The organism is Chryseobacterium sp. 2987 (assembly GCF_031456375.1).
Lineage (GTDB): Bacteria > Bacteroidota > Bacteroidia > Flavobacteriales > Weeksellaceae > Chryseobacterium > Chryseobacterium vaccae.
This window is the reverse complement of sequence record NZ_JAVDUN010000008.1, coordinates 16,589-33,841: the sequence shown is the minus strand read 5'-3', so window position 1 is coordinate 33,841 and position 17,253 is coordinate 16,589. Positions and strand designations below refer to the sequence as shown.

Below are 17,253 nucleotides of genomic sequence, written 5' to 3'. Positions count from 1 at the left end.
AGATCATTGCGGTTTTTATTTTGGACTAATAATAAATGTTCAGGGTTTTGGATGCCGGGTCATAATTGTAAGGGTACGTTTTCGGAGGAAGGGAGGTTTGAGCTCCATCCAGCGGCTGGCCTGTATTCAGTATCCATTTTGTATTATCTTTTGGACACAGAATATTGATGTTGTTTTGTACCTCAAGGGTAGTATTGGAATCAGGGCAGAGATGAGGAGCATTACGGTCATAAACCTTAAAGGCGTCACCAACACGGACAACAATCAGCCCTCTGGTTCCGGACTGCTGTTCGTCCACATAAATCCAGCCTCCGCTGTACGTAAGATTATAATAAGCCGGAAGGTTGAGGTTTAAGGTAACATTAATAGGATTGTTGGGAAAGCAGCTTACAGTATCTTCTCTGCTTCCACATGAGTTTATAGTTAAATTACTGAAAATCAGAAGTATGAAAATAGATAGTATCGAAAAAGTTTTTTTCATTTCAATTTAAATTTTTATATATTTGTAAAAATAAAACGATTATAATACGAAAACATTGTCCGGCAAATGTCGGATTATTTTTTTATACTAAAACTAAATTTTGAAAATTATGGCAAGCTATGTAACAAAGGAGGGGCTAGAGAAAATGAAAGCTGAGCTGGAACAGTTAGAAACTGTGGAAAGACCAAAAATTACCCAGCAGATCGCAGAAGCAAGAGACAAAGGAGATTTGTCTGAAAATGCGGAATACGATGCGGCCAAAGAGGCTCAAGGGATGCTTGAAATGAGAATTTCCAAGCTGAAAGATACTATCGCAACCTCTAAAATCATAGATGAAAGTCAATTAGATACTTCAAAGGTTTCCATTCTTACAACGGTAAAACTTAAAAATAACGCTACCAAACAGGAGCAGGTGTTTACACTGGTACCGGATAATGAAAGTGACCTTAAAGCAGGGAAAATTTCTGTGAATACCCCTATCGCAAAAGGACTGCTTGGAAAAGTAGTAGGCGAAACTGCAGATATCGTTCTGCCTAACGGAAACAAACTGTCTTTCGAAGTATTAGACATTTCTCTATAGTCTGATACATCTTCTTATCTGAATTTCTGATTATTAACTCTATTATTTAATTTCTAACTTCTACAACATGAGCAGTATATTCACAAAGATCATCAACGGCGAAATTCCCTCCTATAAAATTGCAGAGGATGAGAACTTTATCGCATTCCTGGACGCAATGCCATTGGTGAAAGGACATACATTGGTTGTTCCCAAAAAAGAAGTAGACCTGATCTTTGATCTGGAGAGTGAAGAATACAAAAACCTTTGGGGATTTGCACAGAACGTAGCGAAGAAGATTAAAAATGCTGTTCCCTGCGTGAGAGTAGGGGTGGCAGTAGTGGGACTTGAAGTTCCGCATGCACATATTCATCTCATCCCTTTGAATAAGGTGGAAGACATGAATTTCAGAAATGAAAGATTAAAATTAACGGACGAAGAATACACAGAGATTAAAAACTCTATTATTAATTCTTAAAAACATAAATCGTAAAAAAGTAATTTTTTACGATTTTCTTTAACATATACAATATATTATTATAGTATGAACTCAAACCAATGTTCTTTCTGCGGCAGAAAAAGAAATGAAGTACAGATGCTGATTTCCGGGCAGAATGGTTTTATCTGCGAAAACTGTATAGAGCAGGCGCATGTGATTGTAAAAGACAGCGTTTCAAAAACAGGATATTCCCCGGCAGAAAATATAGACGAATTAAAAAAACCTAAGGAGATCAAGGTATTTCTTGATCAATATGTTATTGGGCAGGATCAGGCAAAAAAACAGCTTTCGATCGCGGTGTACAATCACTATAAAAGACTTCTTCATGCCAAGGATGAAAACAGAGAAGTAGAGCTGGAAAAATCCAATATCATCATGATTGGTGAAACAGGTACCGGAAAAACCTTACTGGCAAAAACCATTGCAAGAGAACTTAATGTACCTTTCTGTATCGTTGATGCAACTATCCTGACAGAAGCCGGTTATGTAGGGGAGGATGTCGAAAGTATCCTTTCAAGACTTTTAATGGTGGCAGATTATGACGTGGAAAAAGCAGAAAGAGGAATTGTATTTATTGATGAAATTGATAAGATTGCAAGGAAATCAGATAACCCGAGTATTACAAGAGACGTTTCCGGAGAAGGAGTACAGCAGGGACTGCTGAAACTGTTGGAAGGAAGCATTGTTAATGTTCCGCCTCAGGGAGGAAGAAAACATCCGGATCAGAAGTATATCCAGGTAAATACCCAGAATATCCTGTTTATAGCCGGAGGTGCTTTTGATGGAATCAAAGAGATCATTGAAAGAAGAATGAACAAGCAGGCTATCGGGTTTAGTTCTGAAAAGATTAATAAAGTAGATGAAGATGAATATGTATTAACAAATATTAATGCAATTGATCTTCGTTCTTTCGGATTAATTCCTGAACTTTTGGGAAGATTTCCGATCATTACTTATCTTGATAAACTAACAAAAGAAACCATGGTAAGGATTATGAAAGAACCTAAAAATTCTATCATTAATCAATTTGTGGAGCTTTTCAAAATGGATGGTACCCAATTGTCTTTCACAGACGGTGCTATCGAGAAAATTGTAGAAGAAACCATTGAGAAAGGATTGGGCGCCAGAGGCTTAAGAGGAACAACCGAGAAGGTTTTGGAGGATTATATGTTTTCAATAGGAGAAGAGAAAGAAATCATATTGACGGAAGATAATATTTTTGTTAATAAATAAAATATATTTTTTTCTAAGAAATAAAAATCATACCTTTGCGGGTGAGATTGTATTAACACACAAATAATTTATACAATGAGAAAAAGTTTATTTGCTATAGGTCTTTTAGCCGTTAGCTATTCTGTTCAGGCGCAGAATGTTTTATGTCACGTAGACACTAACGCTAATATGTATGTAAGCGAAGGTACCCTGGTTTATAGCGGTGGAGGTGTTCAGACAAAAGGCAATGGTCTTTTGGATGTTCACGGTAACGTTATGATTGTAGGTGCCGCAGGAGATGCCCTAAAAACAATTACCGGCACCGGTTCAGATAAAACCGATGGTGGTAATATCGTATTAAGGCTGAATAATTCAGGCAGCTATGACACTTCTACTTACGGACAGTTGTATATCAATGGGTTAAACCAAGGCGATATTACAGGTATTGTAAGTAAAGAATTCAGAAGCAAGAAACATGGTAACGGTAGCTATTATCAACAGCTGGCAATGCCATTTTTTGGTAAAACATTGAGTTCTCTGTCCTCAGAATTCGGTAAAGTATTCAATACTGCACGATACAGTAAAAATGAAATTCTGAAGCTGAACAACATTAACAATGTTGCAGAAACACTCACCAATCTTGCAGCAACAACCAGCGATGCAACCGGTTATTATATGTTGGGATCAAACAATAATAACTTAGATACCAGTACGCCGCCAACTTCAATGGCAACCATTGCTCCAACCCCTACAGGTTCTGTTTATACCCTTAACGGACGTCCTAATGCAACACTGGCTAACGCTACCTTGCAGAATGGAGGAAGTGTAGATTTCGGAGCAGGAGGTAACAACCTGAATCCATATGGTGAAAAGTATAACACCCATATTCAGGATCAGTTTGAATTTTCAACAGGAGCCTGGGTATCATCAACATATGGTAAAAATATTTATCAGTTCGGAAATCCTTTCCTAACCAATCTTGACTTATCAAGAATCGGATATGTAGAGAACGGAGGAGTTACTGACGGAAATAATATTTCCAATATCTGGGGAGTAAGATATGACCCTGGAACTGTTGTTGCTACTCCTGCGGGTAATGCATACAGTATGGGAGCTCAGATTCAGACGTATAATGCTTCCGGAATTCCGGCAGGGGATGTAGGACTTATTATTAAGCCTATGCAGGCATTTGTTTTGAAACTGAGAAACAATAATCCTCAGACTTTAAATTTTAATACCCTTAGAAGATTTAGTTCCACAACCAGAGCTGCAGGTACAGACTATAACGTAACTGCTGCTAAAAACGTAACTTCAGGAACTCTGAAGCAACTTGGAGTAATTGGTCTGGATGCTAACGGATATGAAGTTTCAAGAGCGTATTATGTAGTTTCCAATACTGCCACTACAGGGTTTCAGTCTTCAATTGCTACTACCGTTCAGGCAACCAATACAAGTGCTAACCTAATCGGAACATTTGAAGAATTACCAAGTGGAGGCTATGATCCGAACTACAACGCTAAATATTGGTTATACATCAATGAAGCCAATGAAAACAACTTCCTTGGAAAAGATGTTTTACTTTGGAACTATGATTACGATAAGCCAAACAGAAAAATTGTATCTTATAAATTTGAGATCAGAGAAAACGCTGAACTTGTTCCGGCTGGAACACACCAGCTTTCTTCTGGGGAAGGTTTCTATTACAAAGCTTCTAATGGTACAGTACAGCAGGCAAAACAAGGAGATATAGTTTCTTTAAGTTCTAAATCTTATAATTTATATTACGGAGAGCCAAACAAAGGTTCGCTAGGAGCGAGAGATACTGAGGCTACACAATCAAGAACAATGGTAGTTTATAATCCAGATATTACCAACTACATTGTGAGATTCGATCCGGATTGGAAAAAAGCAGATATTGAAGTTTATGATATGAGTGGTAAACTGGTTATTTCTAAAAAAGCAGTTGACACATCTAGAGATTTTGTAATTGAGCTTAACAGCGCTCTTAAAAACTCTTATGTTGTAAAAATTGTTTCAGATAAAGGAATAACCGTTAGCACTAAAATCTTAAAATAAATATTATGAAAACTATAAATAAACTAGTATCAGCTCTTTTTATATTCGCAGTATTACTGGTCAGGGCAGCAGATCCTAATGATATGCCAGTGCCGGGTGGAGACGGAACAGGAACGGTAGGTCCTGGAAAACCGGCATCTCCTATCGATATGTACATTTATGTACTGTCAATAGTAGCTATCCTCTTCATTGTTTATTACACTAAAAAATATAAAAGCGTAAAAGCCTAAAATTTTATTAAAATAACATTAAACTCTCTGATTAATCAGAGAGTTTTTTTATTTTTACCCTATGAAAAAGATTTATATAGTATCTGCAGTATTAGCTGCATTTTCTTTACAGGCTCAGTTTACTGTAACCATTCAGGCGCCTGCAGATTTTAAAGATCAGGATGCCATTCTATATACACTCAACGGCTCAAAGGACGTTATTGTTACCAAAGAGCAAAATAAGAACAATACATGGACTTTCAAGAATCCTAATCATTACATGGGAATGATGAAGGTGTATTTTCCGGGCTCCAATAATACGGTGAGTTTTATTTCCGAAAATAAGAATGTCAATATTAAGCTGGATGTTCAGAACAATAAAATTAAAGATGTAGCTTATCTGGATGAAGTTAATGATCTGATGAGCAAACAGCAGGAAGGTTCTCAGAAAAAGGAAATGATTCTTCCGGCTTTGGCACAGATCAAAGAATATTATAAAGATAACACAGATTTCGGAAAAGCTCTCAAAACAGAAATTAGCAGACTTTCAGGTAATGCCGCCCCTATAGATGCAGCGAAACACCCCTTTATTTCTTTCTATAATACCAACTACAGTAAGTTTCTGTCTAATTCCTCAGATCCTTCTAAAAAGGTTTCTCAGGACGATATTATCAACTTCCTGGACAAGTCCAATGATATGCTTGAATCTTCATCCTTATTAAGACCAGTTTTAGTAGCTTATCTTAATGCTGGTGGCAATACTAATGTACCAGCTTCTGTAGATAAGGTGTTAGACCGCTTAAAAGTAGAAACTCCAAGAGGGCAGGCTGTTCTGTCTGAGCTTATTGATATTTTCGATGCTTACGAAATGGATGAGTTTAAAAACAAGTACCTTAGCCTGGCTAAAAATCTTAAGTGTACAATCACCGATAGATTAGCTTCTACGTTAAAATCTAATGCTAATGTAGAAATAGGGGCTGTATTTCCTAATTATAAATTCCAGTCACCTGTGAATACCACAGCAAAGTCACTTCAGGATGTAAAAGCAGATAAGAAAGTTGTAATTTTCTGGTCGTCTACGTGTTCTCACTGTGAAACTGAGCTGCCTAAGCTTCTGGAGAAATACAATGATCTGAAAGCGAAAAATATCCAGATTGTAGGTCTGTCTTTAGATACAGATAAAAATTCCTACACCAACAGAATTGCTGCATTTCCATGGATCAATGATTCTGAACTGAGAGGTTGGAACAGCAGTTATACCGAAACCTATAATGTTCACGCAACACCTACGTATTTTATTTTAGATGCTAACAATAAGATAATCAGCAAACCAGACCATGTAGGCGATGTTTTGGAATATTTTAAGGTAAAATAATTTTGGTAGTAAATAAATATTTTCTATATTTGCACCACCAAAACGGCGAGGTAGCTCAGTTGGTTAGAGCGCAGGATTCATAACCCTGAGGTCACGGGTTCAATTCCCGTCTTCGCTACAAAGTCCCTAATTTTAGGGACTTTTTTATTTGTATTCATTTGAATATTTTTTTAAACCTATTCTAGAATATCTTTCTTACTTTTGAGCGAAAATTGATAATTGATGAAAATCAGTAAAGAAGGGGTAATCCCCTATATAAATGGAGCTCTAATATTATTTATTATTTCTTATATTGCTTTTGGATTTATTACCCAGAAGCAGATTGGTAAAGAAAATGGCTTAGGATGGGACGGGGTGTATTATAATGCAGCTTATCAGGTATTTTCAGATAAAGGAAATGAACTGTATAAAAGTAAAGATCACAACAATACGTATTATAATTTATATCATGATGCCGATCCGTTTAATAAAAGGGTAGGGGTCCCCGAATTGGCAACAGCTCTTCCTTTTGATGCGGCTACCAGTTTTAAATTAATTAATCTTATAGCTTTCTTCTCCGGGCTTATCCTGTTGATGTATAAATGGGGAAAGAAGAATATTACTATTGCTTTAATTTTTATTCTTTCTATTCTGATAACGCCGCAGATGCCGTTCAGGCTTACTCTTTTTTATCCTTTTACCGTAGATGGGGTGCAGTTTTTATTTATTGCTTTAATGCTATGGTTTTTCGATAAACCTTTATATGTGATACTGGCAAGTATACTTTTTATGCCCTTTAAAGAAAGTACGATTCCTATTTGTTGTATCTATTTAGGAACAAGATTTTTAATCTATAGAAAGTTTAAATACCTGTTGTATATTGTACCGGTTGTTCTGCTCTTCTGGGGCTATTTGCAGTTGGGTGCCGAAATCTTTGGATTTAACAGTGAAAGTGTAGGGCTTGGTGCCCTTGAGTTTTTCTTCCACCGCTTTTATGGTGAGATTGAAAATACAGTCCGGCTTCTTGCGTGTTTCTTTATTGTATTTTCTTCCTTCTTGTTTATCAGAAGAAAATTTTCTGAGCAGACCTTGTTTTTTACATTTCTGATTGCACTTCTGTCCGTTTCAGGATCTGATCTTACAAGAATATTCTGTGTTGCACTTCCTTTCCTTTTTGATGAACTGATCAATAATGACAAAATAAAGAATGTTTTTCTCTATTTAATTATATTTATCATTTTTCTTCCTTATAAGTTTGCGTTTACTATTTTAGAATTTCAGGATAGTAATGAGATTGGGGAAGGGTTTTTCATTACGAATTTTGAATACCTGGATGTTAAAAAGAGTATCTTCTTTTTAATTTATTTTGTAGTTTGTAATCTGCTTTTATTTTTTTATTTAAAATATGCAAGACGCAAACAATTGATACAATAAAGTGAAAATGATCATACCGGAAATTACTGCAGATTTCAATATAATTCTGGTTTATCATTATAACATTTAAAGCTGTAAGAGTTCTCTTGCAGCTTTTTCATTTATTCTTAGAATATGTTTTTTCAATATTAAATTATCACAACAAAGGGATAAATTAGGTATAAATACGTACTGTTTTTTTTAGAAGGGTGCTTAGATTTGTATTTAACATAAAAGTATAAATCTAAAAAAAACTAATTCTATGGCTAAATTCTTAAGAAAAAATGCATGGGAGAAAGGAGGCACTTTTGATAACCCTGATCTTTTTTGGTATGCAAAGGGAGTAGGAGCTTTGCAATCAAGACTTCTGAGTGATGAAAACAGCTGGTGGTTCTTTGCCGCTATTCATGGTGAACAGATTGGAGGAAAGAAATTTCCTAACTGGAATGTACTTACCGGTGTTCCGAAAGTTCCTACAAGCCCGCTTCCTTCCCCGGATGTTATTAAGAAATTCTGGAATCAATGTCAGCATCAAAGCTGGTATTTTACACCATGGCATCGTGGTTACCTTATCGCTTTGGAAGAACAGGTTCGTCAGGCGGTCATCAGTTTAGGAGGACCGGCAGACTGGGCACTTCCTTATTGGAATTATTTAGGTCCCGGAGATCAATATAAAATTCCACCTGCCTTTATGCAAGAGACAATGCCTGATGGTAGTGCCAATCCTTTGTATGTAACCGCGAGATATGGACCTAAAAGTGACGGAAATGTATATGTACCCATCCCACCCATCTCAGAGGTATGCCAGGGAAATACTATTTATACAGGAAGCAATACTTCAACGCCACATCCTGGATATGGAGGGCCAAAAACGAAATTTTCACATGACGGTAATGTGAGCGGAAATTTAGAAAGCAATCCGCATAATCTGGTGCACGTAAAGGTTGGAGGCCAGGATGGCTGGATGTCAGATCCTGATTCTGCCGGGCTGGATCCTATTTTTTATCTGCACCATTGCAATATAGACAGAATGTGGGCGGCATGGAATACAAGCAATGATAATCCTACGGATCCGGATTGGTTAAACGGGCCTGCAGCATCGGGGGAAAGAGAGTTTATCATGCCTGTACCGGGTAATGATAAAGGCTGGGTATACACTCCGGCAGAAATGAGTAACTTAGAGACACTGGATTACAACTATGATGACCTTTCACTGACCACGGCTCCGCTGCCTCAGAAGACACTTGCTCAGAGATTAAATAAATTAGGTGCACAGCCTGTTGAAAATCTGGAAGAAAAAAATATGGATTTAGGACGTAACTCAGAGCTTGTTGGTGCCAATGCAGGACAAGTTCAATTAGACGGATCAGGAACAAAAACCAGTGTAAAGCTGGAAGGAAGCTCCTGGAAAAACGTATCCGGAAGTCTGATGAAAGCTTCGGTAAACAATTTGCCGGATCAGGTTTATCTTCAGCTGGAGAATGTGAAAGGAACCGCTGATTCCAATGTTTTAAGTGTTTCGGTAAATCATCAGCTGGCAGGCTACGTTTCTCTTTTCGGGTTACGTAACGCTTCTGACAAAGACGGGCATAATGGAGGTAATGGACTTACTTTTATCCTGAATATTACAGAGATCATTGACAACCTGTTTGTGAGTAATAATCTTGATGTAAATTCTCTGGAAGTAGCTATTCTGCCTGATAACGCAATTCCAAATGACGAAACCATTACGGTAGGACGGGTGAGCATCTACCGTGAACAACAGAAATTATGAAAATCTCAGTAAGAGATGGCAACTATATCACGGCTGTCATTCTCATCACAAGTATCATATTCTGGATTATATTGCTGGTGAATCCGGGTGGAATTATGGGGATAAAACATTGCCACATGACGGCAGACGGCGCATCAAATGTTTCTCTGCAGATGATGCTTCAGATGAATCCTTTTTCAGAGATGATGACAGGCTGGATTCTTATGGTATTGGCGATGATGCTTCCAAAGCTGATCTCACCGGTTCAGTATATTTATGCAAGAAGCCTTAAAAGACGTCGCTTCTGGCTAAGCTTACTCTTTGTATTAAGTTATACAATGGTCTGGACGGTTATGGGAGTAGTAATGAATGCTGTTATCCTCGGATTTAATCTGTTATTGCCCGGAGGCTCATATATTCCGGCTCTTATCGTAGGAATTGTAGCTTTGATCTGGCAATTTTCACCAGTGAAGCAAATGTGCTTGAACCGCGGACATGATCACATCTCGATTGCTGCTTTTGGATGGGCTGCAGATCGGGATGTCTTGAAATTCGGAATAATGCACGGAATATGGTGTATCGGTTCTGGATGGGGCTTAATGCTGTTCCCGATGATCCTGCCGGAAGGACATAATCTGGCGATGATTCTGGTAACGGTTATTATGATCAGTGAACATATGGAGCATCCACGATATCCGCGCTGGAATTTTGATTTCCGTCTGAAGCTCATCCGGATCATGGTGGCCAGAATAAAAATCAATTGTAAAAGAAAAGAAGAAATTCAACATCAGGTTCACTTTGATATGACTGAAAAATTTCTTTAAATTCTGAAGAAACATAAAATAAAAACCGCAGCCTGAATCAGATTGCGGTTTTTATATATTTTTTTTAAAAGTATCAACTCTGATACCCCAGTAATTTTCTGATCTGGTAGAAGAATCTTTCAATCAGTCTTAGGTCCTGGGTGACAATTTCAGCATTCCCTCTGAGCTCTTTATCAAATACGAGGGTTTTGTTATAGCTGGTTTTTAATCCTTTTGGAAGAATTACATCTACGTAATAATTTCCTTTGTCATCCGGAATAAGAGAGATATTCTGTACTTTTCCTTCCACAATACCATATTCCTGAAAACGGTAATTATCCAGTTTAATCAGTACTTTTTCGCCTGGAATGATTTTTCCGGAGTTAATGGTAGGTACAGACATCCGTCCTACAAGATTCTCTTTATTGGCAGGAAGAATAGAAAGAATAGGTTCACCGGTTTTTACAAACTGATTTTCACCAAAAAACTGTTGAAAACTGGCCATACCGTCAGTCGAAGAAATTACAAGATAGGTTTGTTCCCATTGTTTTAAAGACTTACGAAGCTGTTCGAAAAGCTGTAAAGTCTGTGATGAATAAGTAATCTTGTCCTTTTCTGTATTAATGGCAGTACCGCTTTTGGTTTTATGTAGGTTGGAGATTCCTTCTTCCATCTGTGATAGAGAAATCGTAATATTTTCAAGATTCTGCTGGGCCTGAATATATTTTATTTTCTCGTTTTCCAGTTCCATGGAAGAAATAACGCCCTGGTTAAATAGTTCCTGCGATCGTTGATAATTCTTTTTTGTGAGTTCATATTTGGCCTGTTCTAAATTCTTTTGCTGCTTCGTTGTTGCCATTCTTACACGGTATTCCGAAAGACTCTGATTGGCTGCAATATTTTCCGGTGCATAAGGCTGGAGTCTGGTGAAAAGTTCTTCATCCTGAAATGCTTTTGCAAAATTGTTGTAGTCGCCCTGAAGCTCTCCAAGCTTAAACCTTGATGCCTGCGCGATGGGAAAGGACAGAACCTGGTTGGGAGTAATGGAATCCACCAGTTTTTTCAATTCCAGAACATCTTTATAGTTGGCTGCAGACTGCATCACCATAAGAACATCATTCTTTTTAACTTCCTGATGGTTTTTGATAAATATTTTTTCAATTTTTGAACTGGTCCGGGCCTCTATCTTTTCAGGAGGATTTTGTGAAGTAACAATAATTGGAGCCGGAACAAATTCAGGGTACTTGATGATGTAGCTCATCAGAAGAATAAGCAGAAGTATAATAAATATAAGCGTATTTCCCCAGCGTATCATCCAATGGGGCGGCTGGGTAAGAATGTCCTGAACGCTTTCCGAACGAAGTTCAATAGTATCTAAAATTTCCTTTTCCATATAAGCAGTCTGTTGAAACCAAAATCTTCACAGGAAGATCCTGATTCATTTTTTCATTTTAAAATAAATTATAACAAAGACAGTTGGCAATCATATCTCTAATCATTGTAATGCTGTCTTCAATTTTTTTCTTTGTAATATTGTAATTGATACGTATTAAGTTGAGTACGTGAATTTAGTAAAAACAGATTAATTCCCCAATTCCAGCTGATTCTTCACCAGTCTGTAATATTCACCTTTTAAAGCAACAAGTTCACTGTGGCTGCCTTCTTCCACTACCTTTCCTTTATCCAGAACAATGATCTTGTCGGCATGTTTTACGGTAGATAACCTGTGAGCTATGACAATGGCTGTTTTTCCTTTAAAGAATTGTTCCAGATTTTCCATAATGATCTTTTCATTATTGGCATCTAAGGCAGAAGTAGCCTCATCGAAAAAGATATATTCCGGAGATTTATAAACTGCTCTGGCAATGAAAAGCCTTTGTTTTTGTCCACCGCTTACTCCCACGCCTTCATTTCCGATTTTTGTATTGTAGCTTAAAGGTAGTCCTTCAATAAACTCTTTAATATTAGCAATTTCTACGGCACGTCTTAATTTTTGCCTGTCGATATGATCTTCGCCAACAGCAATATTGTTGGCAATCGTATCATTGAAAACATACCCTTCCTGCATTACAACCCCACAATGATCTCTCCAGAATCTTGGAGATACGTTTTTCAATTTTGTATTCCCTATTTTAATATCTCCTTCAGAAGGCTCATAAAACTTCATGAGCAGCTTTAAGAGCGTCGTTTTTCCGCTTCCGCTTGCTCCTACAATAGCGGTGGTTTTCTGATAAGGAATGCTAAGATCCAGATTTTCAAATACCGGAACATCAGACCCGATGTATCTGAATGACATATTGCTGATCTCAATGTCTTTTTGCGGTACTTCTGTAGCATATTGCTCATCCTTGTCTTCTTCATCTTCTTTATCATGAATTTCACCAAGCCTTTCAAGAGAAATTTTAGCATCCTGAGTTTGTTTGATAAAGTCAATAAGCTGAAGCAGAGGGCTGTTAAGCTGCCCAATAATATACTGTACAGAAAGCATCATCCCCAAAGTAAGATTACCGCTCAGAACAAGTTTTGCAGAAAGAAAACTTACCAGGATATCTTTCATCTGGTTAATGAAATTTCCTCCTACAGACTGCCATTGCTCTAATGAAAGTGACTGAATTCTTATTTTAAATAGTTTTACCTGAAGGAATTCCCAGTCCCAGCGTTTCTGTTTTTCAGCATTATGCATTTTAATTTCCTGCATCCCGTTGATCAGTTCAATGACTTTACTCTGTTCCTGAGAAACCTGAGAGAATCTTTTATAGTCTAATTCTTTTCTCTTTTTAAGGAAAAAGCTGATCCATCCAACATACAATACGGCTCCTACCAGATAAACGATAAATAGTCTATAGTCATAAAACAATAGAACAATACTGAAAATAATAAGGTTGACCAATGAGAACAATGTATTTAAAGACGAACTGGTCAGAAGCTGTTCAATTCTGTGATGGTCATTAATTCTCTGCATGATATCTCCTGTCATTCTCGTATCGAAAAAGCTGATAGGAAGTCTCATCAGTTTAATAAAGAAATCTGAAATGATAGAGATATTGATTCTGGCGGATAAGTGAAGCAAGATCCAGCTTCGGATAACTTCAATTCCCATTCTTCCCAGAAACAGCATGATCTGTGCAAGAAGTACAACATAAATGAAGTTAAGATCCTGATTTTGTATCCCCACATCTACAATACTCTGGGTAAGGAATGGGAAAATAAGGGAAAGTAAACTTCCTGCTAAAAGTCCTACTGCAAGCTGGATAACAAGTGATTTGTACTTTAAAAGATATTTGGACAGAAAAGAGAAGCTTGCCTTGCTTTCTTCTGAATCGAATTCGGTCTGGAAAAAAGCCGGTGTTGTTTCCAGAATCAGGACAATGCCTTCTTCTGTATTTTCATTAGCATTTTCTCCTATCCATAGTTTGATGAATTCTTCTCTGGTATAGGTAATCAGTCCATAACTAGGATCTGAAATATAGACTTTATTGTTTTTATCAATCTTATAAACAACAACGAAGTGATTTTTGTTCCAGTGTACAATGCAGGGGAATGGAACTTCTTCTGTAAGGGTATTGAAATCAATCTGAACTCCAAGTGACCGGAATCCCAGATTTTCTGCTGCATCACTGAGGCCTAAGAGGCTGCTCCCTTCACGGGTAGTTTCAGAAAGTGTACGGATCTGCTGAAGCGAGATGCTTTTGCCATAATATTTACTTATTATTCTAAGGCAGGTGGGCCCGCAGTCTTTAGCGTCAGGCTGTTTATAAAAAGGAAATTTCTTCAAAACTTTTTTCATTGTAAAATGCCGCCAAAAGATGGCGACATTTTTAATTTATCTACTATTATTAATATTCAAGCTTAACGCTTATTTACAGAATGCATACCTTATTGCATACCCGTACACAAATTTCATCTAAAGGGCATCCGCCGATAGGATAGCATACCGATACAGCCTGAATACGGGCACATTCTTCAGTAATTCCTCCCTTAAGAGTCTTTAGGTTTTCCCTTGAAAGTTTTTTTAAATTTTTCACAATAGTCTTTTTTTGTATTGGTTGTTGTTTTTAATTCAATAAATTGATTAGATCGGATCATGGCAGAATGAAATCATACATTTAGTAAAACTCATGCACATTGGCGTACAGCCTTTATAGCATACTATTTCAAAACTGCTTGAACAACGCCATCCACCCAGACCATCACTTATAGGGGTACTGTCTCCACCAATGATCATTTTCAGGTTTTCGCGGGATACTTTCTTTAAATTTTTCATAATAATTAGTTTTGGTTGGCTTCCTACTCTTTTAAAGCTTTTCGGATTACGCTTTTATTTTTTCCTAAGATAGTGAATTTTCAAATTCAATAAAGGTTTTTCTTTTGGAAAATCTTACTAAAAGTCTTCATCTTCTATTAATTCATCAACGAAATACCAGATATCGTCACGATCATATTTATCCGGGAACTGATATCCGTTCAGAACGAATATAGGAGTGAAGTTAAGTCCTGCATTACTGTTGTCAGTAGACATTGCAGTGAATGGTGTAAGATCCTCAGTCGTAGCCAAGCCTGCTCTTGCCACAGCTTTGCTCTCATCTTTTGTTTCAAACCATTCTTCTATAGTGTGCATGAATTCTTTCTGAGGTTTGTTATGGTACATATAGTTGAATGCAGAAAGAAGCTGAGTGTATTTTTCAGGAGCCCTGTCCGGGAAATAATTGAAACGGATTTGTACGGAAATATCTTCCGGGTATTTTTCCAAAAGTCCCTCCATAATCTTATGAGCATCTTTACAGAAACCGCAATAGGGATTAGATACAATGGCAATACGAAGTTTAGCATCTTTATTTCCCAGAGAAAAGGTCTGGTTATCCTGAAATGTTATTTTTTCATTTTCTAAAAGCTGACTTTTGAAAAGATCATAATTTCTTTTAAATCTTAGATTTTTTGCATTAGATTTCTGAAGGTTTTCTTTTTGAGTAAGCAGATTGCTGGAATATAGGACGGCTGAAAAGATAAGCAGCCACAAAATAAGAGTTAATAATAATATTCCTATACTAAAAACCGTGTTCTGAAACAACAGAGTACTGATTACGATTTGTCCTGCAAGAATTGAAATAATCAAAAGGCAGACTCTGCAGAATGTTTTCTCTACAAAAGCCTGAATATATAAAGAATAAGCAATGGCAATTACCGAAACAAACGTGAATCCCTTAATAATATAAGCTGAAGCTGGAAGGAATAATCCCATTACTGCAAGTCCGGTAAAATAGATCAGAGAAAAATCTGAAAACTTTAAACCGAAAATACTTGTTTTATCCTGTTTGATGATCTTATCACATGAATTAGCCGCCTGGCTGGCAGTTGTATCACCGCATATACTTCCGATAACTGTGGAAGTATTCCCGAATTTCTGGTTGAAGATTTCCAGCGAGATGTAAACGCCGGCTAACGAAAGAACATTGAAAATAGCTTCATATACACTCAGAGTTAGAAAAGAGTAGATAAGAATGACCGCAAAAACAAGATATAAAACAGGCTTAAAATCAAAAGCTGATTTATTTTCTGCGTTTTCTGTTTTTTCAAATAATAATACGAAATCTGTAGATTTTTGATGAAGTTCTTCTTTGTTAAGAGTTTTAGCTTTTTCTGAGTAAACTGAATAAGAGTTTCCTGATTTTTTTACAAGAGAGAAAGAGTTGTCCACAATAGCAATAAATTCTTCCGGCAATTCATCCCAGTATTCTTTATCCAGTTCATAGGCATCATTTTTTACCCCCATAAAGTTTAAGGTATCGCTGAATGCAAGTGCAGAAGGAAAATTAGGATGCGAATTGAACTGAAATGTGAATTCCTGTTTGTCTAATTTCAGGTAGTTTATTAGCTTGTCAAAAATCATATTAATATTTTTATCTAAAATACGCAGAGATTTCAAATAAACAAATTTTTTTTCTTTCAAGGGTGATATACGACGTTTAAGTGACTATATAAGGTTGTAAATCTGTACTTTTAGAAATAGTCTGGTATTTTATGCTATAGATTTTTATGAGCAGCAGGTAACCGATTGTAGCGGCTGATAACGTCAGAAAATCTTTTAGATTTTCATTTTCTATTAAAAATTCCCCAATCCTGTCAACAAGAGTTCTGTTCAATGGGACCGTTTCCAGATTTTATTTTACACAGAATTGTATTTGATATCCGTTTTTTCCTGGTTTAACTATGAGCATAATCAGTTTGAGACATTATTAAAAATTGAAAGCCGTTTTATACCTTATATTCGATAATAACTCTAATTTTTTACTTCTGAAAAATAAAGAAAAACTGTTTATTATATCTTTATATAAGTGTTGAATTTTGTAACCTTTTTATATTTAAAACCGATCTTTAAAATCAATTTTATTGCAGAATTGTTGATTTTAACATAATGTTGATTTTCAATAGCAAACTCAAAAAAACTTAAAAAATCATAAAATTTTCATAAAGTTTAAAAAAAGGAGGGAAATCTTTTTGTATTTATGAAATATGTTGTACTTTTACATCGCCTTGAATGAGGGAACAAGTCAAGGTAATAAATTTTTTTTCATCATTTGTGTTTTTAGAATCGTATCGCCTGATACGATTCTTTTTTTATGCCTGTTAAAAAGGATAAAGCATAAAAGCTGAAGCTGCTTAAGATCTGACTAAATACCCCCATCATACATTATATCAAACATAAATCAAGGCAAAGAGATGGATAAATTTAGGGATAAACAAAGGTGTAAGTTTAGTAAAGTAATACAAAGACCTTATATTTCAAATATGAGCAAAGAGCCTTCAAAACAAGCCACTATTATTTTTTGTTTGCCTTCGCGGTCAATAAAAATTATTTCAAAATTTTGTGTCTTGCTTTCACAGAATTTTCATTTT

At 36.4% G+C, this 17,253-nt stretch carries 15 protein-coding genes and 1 tRNA gene; 10 read left to right on the top strand and 6 right to left on the bottom strand.

Annotated features, from left to right (window positions below):
- Positions 1–25: 25 nt before the first annotated feature.
- Positions 26–481, bottom strand: coding sequence for a hypothetical protein (locus tag J2Y40_RS19990; RefSeq protein WP_153397925.1), 456 nt, complete (start codon positions 479–481; stop codon positions 26–28).
- A gap of 109 nt (positions 482–590) precedes the next feature.
- Between J2Y40_RS19990 and greA the strand changes: the two genes are divergently transcribed.
- The 10 genes from greA to J2Y40_RS19940 all read left to right on the top strand — a co-directional run bounded on the left by greA (position 591) and on the right by J2Y40_RS19940 (position 10,380).
- Positions 591–1,061: a transcription elongation factor GreA gene (greA, locus tag J2Y40_RS19985; protein WP_153397927.1), complete on the top strand. Its 471-nt coding sequence runs from the start codon at positions 591–593 to the stop codon at positions 1,059–1,061.
- Positions 1,062–1,128: 67 nt separating this feature from the next.
- A complete protein-coding gene (locus J2Y40_RS19980; RefSeq protein WP_153397929.1) occupies positions 1,129–1,518 on the top strand; it encodes an HIT family protein in 390 nt (129 codons plus the stop codon).
- A 66-nt stretch (positions 1,519–1,584) separates the two neighbouring features.
- Positions 1,585–2,772: an ATP-dependent Clp protease ATP-binding subunit ClpX gene (clpX, locus tag J2Y40_RS19975; RefSeq protein ID WP_153397931.1), complete on the top strand. Its 1,188-nt coding sequence runs from the start codon at positions 1,585–1,587 to the stop codon at positions 2,770–2,772.
- Positions 2,773–2,847: 75 nt separating this feature from the next.
- Positions 2,848–4,827: a T9SS type A sorting domain-containing protein gene (locus J2Y40_RS19970; RefSeq protein WP_310000936.1), complete on the top strand. Its 1,980-nt coding sequence runs from the start codon at positions 2,848–2,850 to the stop codon at positions 4,825–4,827.
- Between the two features lie 5 nt (positions 4,828–4,832).
- Entirely contained in the window at positions 4,833–5,057 is a 225-nt protein-coding gene (locus tag J2Y40_RS19965; RefSeq protein WP_153397935.1) for a signal peptidase, read from the top strand.
- 61 nt (positions 5,058–5,118) lie between these two features.
- Positions 5,119–6,411: a TlpA disulfide reductase family protein gene (locus tag J2Y40_RS19960; protein ID WP_310000934.1), complete on the top strand. Its 1,293-nt coding sequence runs from the start codon at positions 5,119–5,121 to the stop codon at positions 6,409–6,411.
- A gap of 44 nt (positions 6,412–6,455) precedes the next feature.
- Positions 6,456–6,529, top strand: a tRNA-Met gene (locus J2Y40_RS19955).
- A gap of 104 nt (positions 6,530–6,633) precedes the next feature.
- On the top strand, positions 6,634–7,824 hold the full coding sequence (locus tag J2Y40_RS19950; RefSeq protein ID WP_153397939.1) for a hypothetical protein: 1,191 nt from the start codon (positions 6,634–6,636) through the stop codon (positions 7,822–7,824).
- 241 nt (positions 7,825–8,065) lie between these two features.
- Positions 8,066–9,577 (top strand): tyrosinase family protein, encoded by a 1,512-nt coding sequence (locus J2Y40_RS19945; protein WP_310000931.1) that lies wholly within the window; start codon positions 8,066–8,068, stop codon positions 9,575–9,577.
- Positions 9,574–10,380: a DUF2182 domain-containing protein gene (locus J2Y40_RS19940; protein ID WP_310000929.1), complete on the top strand. Its 807-nt coding sequence runs from the start codon at positions 9,574–9,576 to the stop codon at positions 10,378–10,380. The genes J2Y40_RS19945 and J2Y40_RS19940 overlap by 4 nt, the downstream gene beginning before the upstream one ends.
- A 73-nt stretch (positions 10,381–10,453) precedes the next feature.
- Here the strand turns inward: J2Y40_RS19940 and J2Y40_RS19935 are convergent, their stop codons facing one another.
- The 5 genes from J2Y40_RS19935 to J2Y40_RS19915 all read right to left on the bottom strand — a co-directional run bounded on the left by J2Y40_RS19935 (position 10,454) and on the right by J2Y40_RS19915 (position 16,246).
- Positions 10,454–11,752, bottom strand: a complete 1,299-nt coding sequence (locus tag J2Y40_RS19935; RefSeq protein ID WP_153397945.1) for an HlyD family secretion protein — start codon at positions 11,750–11,752, stop codon at positions 10,454–10,456.
- Between the two features lie 189 nt (positions 11,753–11,941).
- A complete protein-coding gene (locus tag J2Y40_RS19930) occupies positions 11,942–14,134 on the bottom strand; it encodes a peptidase domain-containing ABC transporter (RefSeq protein ID WP_310001036.1) in 2,193 nt (730 codons plus the stop codon).
- Between the two features lie 85 nt (positions 14,135–14,219).
- On the bottom strand, positions 14,220–14,384 hold the full coding sequence (locus J2Y40_RS19925; protein WP_310000927.1) for a bacteriocin-like protein: 165 nt from the start codon (positions 14,382–14,384) through the stop codon (positions 14,220–14,222).
- A gap of 47 nt (positions 14,385–14,431) precedes the next feature.
- Positions 14,432–14,623: a bacteriocin-like protein gene (locus J2Y40_RS19920; protein ID WP_153397949.1), complete on the bottom strand. Its 192-nt coding sequence runs from the start codon at positions 14,621–14,623 to the stop codon at positions 14,432–14,434.
- Between the two features lie 117 nt (positions 14,624–14,740).
- Positions 14,741–16,246, bottom strand: coding sequence for a vitamin K epoxide reductase family protein (locus J2Y40_RS19915; protein ID WP_310000925.1), 1,506 nt, complete (start codon positions 16,244–16,246; stop codon positions 14,741–14,743).
- Positions 16,247–17,253: the final 1,007 nt, after the last annotated feature.

Coding starts and splice junctions, on each gene's coding strand:
- J2Y40_RS19960 (WP_310000934.1), top strand. CDS start 5,119: ATGAAAAAGATTTATATAGTATCTGCAGTATTAGCTGCATTTTCTTTA.
- J2Y40_RS19940 (WP_310000929.1), top strand. CDS start 9,574: ATGAAAATCTCAGTAAGAGATGGCAACTATATCACGGCTGTCATTCTC.
- J2Y40_RS19970 (WP_310000936.1), top strand. CDS start 2,848: ATGAGAAAAAGTTTATTTGCTATAGGTCTTTTAGCCGTTAGCTATTCT.
- greA (WP_153397927.1), top strand. CDS start 591: ATGGCAAGCTATGTAACAAAGGAGGGGCTAGAGAAAATGAAAGCTGAG.
- J2Y40_RS19950 (WP_153397939.1), top strand. CDS start 6,634: ATGAAAATCAGTAAAGAAGGGGTAATCCCCTATATAAATGGAGCTCTA.
- J2Y40_RS19935 (WP_153397945.1), bottom strand. CDS start 11,752: ATGGAAAAGGAAATTTTAGATACTATTGAACTTCGTTCGGAAAGCGTT.
- J2Y40_RS19920 (WP_153397949.1), bottom strand. CDS start 14,623: ATGAAAAATTTAAAGAAAGTATCCCGCGAAAACCTGAAAATGATCATT.
- J2Y40_RS19945 (WP_310000931.1), top strand. CDS start 8,066: ATGGCTAAATTCTTAAGAAAAAATGCATGGGAGAAAGGAGGCACTTTT.
- J2Y40_RS19990 (WP_153397925.1), bottom strand. CDS start 481: ATGAAAAAAACTTTTTCGATACTATCTATTTTCATACTTCTGATTTTC.
- J2Y40_RS19965 (WP_153397935.1), top strand. CDS start 4,833: ATGAAAACTATAAATAAACTAGTATCAGCTCTTTTTATATTCGCAGTA.
- J2Y40_RS19915 (WP_310000925.1), bottom strand. CDS start 16,246: ATGATTTTTGACAAGCTAATAAACTACCTGAAATTAGACAAACAGGAA.
- J2Y40_RS19980 (WP_153397929.1), top strand. CDS start 1,129: ATGAGCAGTATATTCACAAAGATCATCAACGGCGAAATTCCCTCCTAT.
- clpX (WP_153397931.1), top strand. CDS start 1,585: ATGAACTCAAACCAATGTTCTTTCTGCGGCAGAAAAAGAAATGAAGTA.